Raw genomic sequence first — 1,508 nt, 5'->3', positions numbered from 1 at the left:
GTGAGGGTTTAATTTCATTCTTATTTCATTTGCTGCCTGTTTTATCTTTTCTTCATTTTCACCATTTTTCATGAGTTTTGCAATTTTATAATAGTCTTCGTCCTGAAGCATTCCCCTTTGTGGAAATGTTAATCTAAAAATAGGGTCTTCAAGAGGGTTTCCCCAGTTTATAAGTTTTTCAATCACGTAATTATTTACTTTAAAAGGAAAAACCCTTGATACAACTTCTATGTCAAATATCTGCTGCTCTGTTAAGTATTTTTTTACCTGAGGTATATCCTTGAAAGACTTAGCTGTATAAGTTTTGTATCTCATACAACCTCCTCTTTTAAGGTTTTCTTAAATTTTTCTTCCTTATTCTAACAGCGTCAGGGGTGACTTCAATAAGTTCATCATTATTTATCCATTCCATAGCTCTTTCAAAATCCATTTTTCTTGGAGGTGTTAATTTTATTCCTTCATCGGCACTTGCAGCTCTAACGTTTGTAAGTTTCTTTTCTTTTGTAATGTTTACCCAAAGGTCGTTATCCCTGCTGTGTTCTCCAACTACCATTCCTTCATAAACTTCTGTTCCAGCAGGTATAAAGAAAACTCCTCTATCTTGTAAGCTATTTATTGCATAAGGTGTAGCTGTTCCTTTTCTATCTGCAACCAATGCTCCATTTTGCCTTGTTCTTATTTCTCCTGCCCAAGGTTGCCATCCTTCAAATATAGCATTTATTAATCCTTCTCCTTTTGTATCTGTTTTGAATTCAGACCTGTATCCTATAAGTCCTCTTGAAGGGATAATAAACTCAAGTCTCACTCTACCATATCCGTGGTTTATCATATTCACCATCTGTCCTTTTCTTGAGCCAAGTTTTTCCGTAACTATTCCTACAAACTCTTCTGGAATATCTATTACAACCCTTTCTACAGGCTCTAATTTTTGTCCATTTTCTTCCTTTGTTATAACTTCAGGTTTTGAAACTTGAAACTCATATCCTTCTCTTCTCATCATTTCTGCAAGTATTGAAAGCTGGAGCTCTCCTCTTCCTATTACTAAAAAGCTTTCAGGATTATCTGTATCTTCAACTTTAATAGCAACATTTGTAAGTGTTTCTTTATAAAGTCTTTCTCTTAAATGTCTAGAAGTTAAAAACTTACCACTTCTTCCTGCAAATGGTGAGTCATTTACAGAGAAAATCATTGATATTGTAGGCTCTTCTACTGTTATAGGTGGAAGTGCTTCTGGGTTTTCTGCATTTGCTATTGTTTCACCAATATAAATATCATCAAGTCCTGCTATTGCTACTATATCCCCTGCTTTTGCTTCTTTTGTTTCTACTCTGTTAAGACCTTCATAAGTGTATAAAGCTCTAACTGTTCCTTTCACAATAGAGCCATCTCTTTTTACAACTGAAACCTGCTGTCCTACTTTTACAGTTCCATTAAATATTCTTCCTATTGCAAGTCTTCCAACGTAGTTGTCGTAGTCTAATGATGTTATTAAAAACTGAAGTCCTTTT

General features: G+C 34.4%; 1 protein-coding gene and 1 pseudogene. Both read right to left on the bottom strand.

What is annotated here, in order from left to right:
• Positions 1 to 315: pseudogene (locus tag HG1285_RS01840) on the bottom strand (lysine 2,3-aminomutase); the annotation flags it as partial.
• Between the two features lie 13 nt (positions 316 to 328).
• Positions 329 to 1,508, bottom strand: a 1,180-nt coding sequence (locus HG1285_RS01845) for an EF-Tu/IF-2/RF-3 family GTPase (protein ID WP_008289287.1), incomplete at its 5' end; no start/stop codon positions are given.

Source organism: Hydrogenivirga sp. 128-5-R1-1, assembly GCF_000171895.1.
The sequence above is the reverse complement of the archived record's forward strand: the minus strand, read 5'-3'. Positions and strand labels throughout refer to the sequence as shown.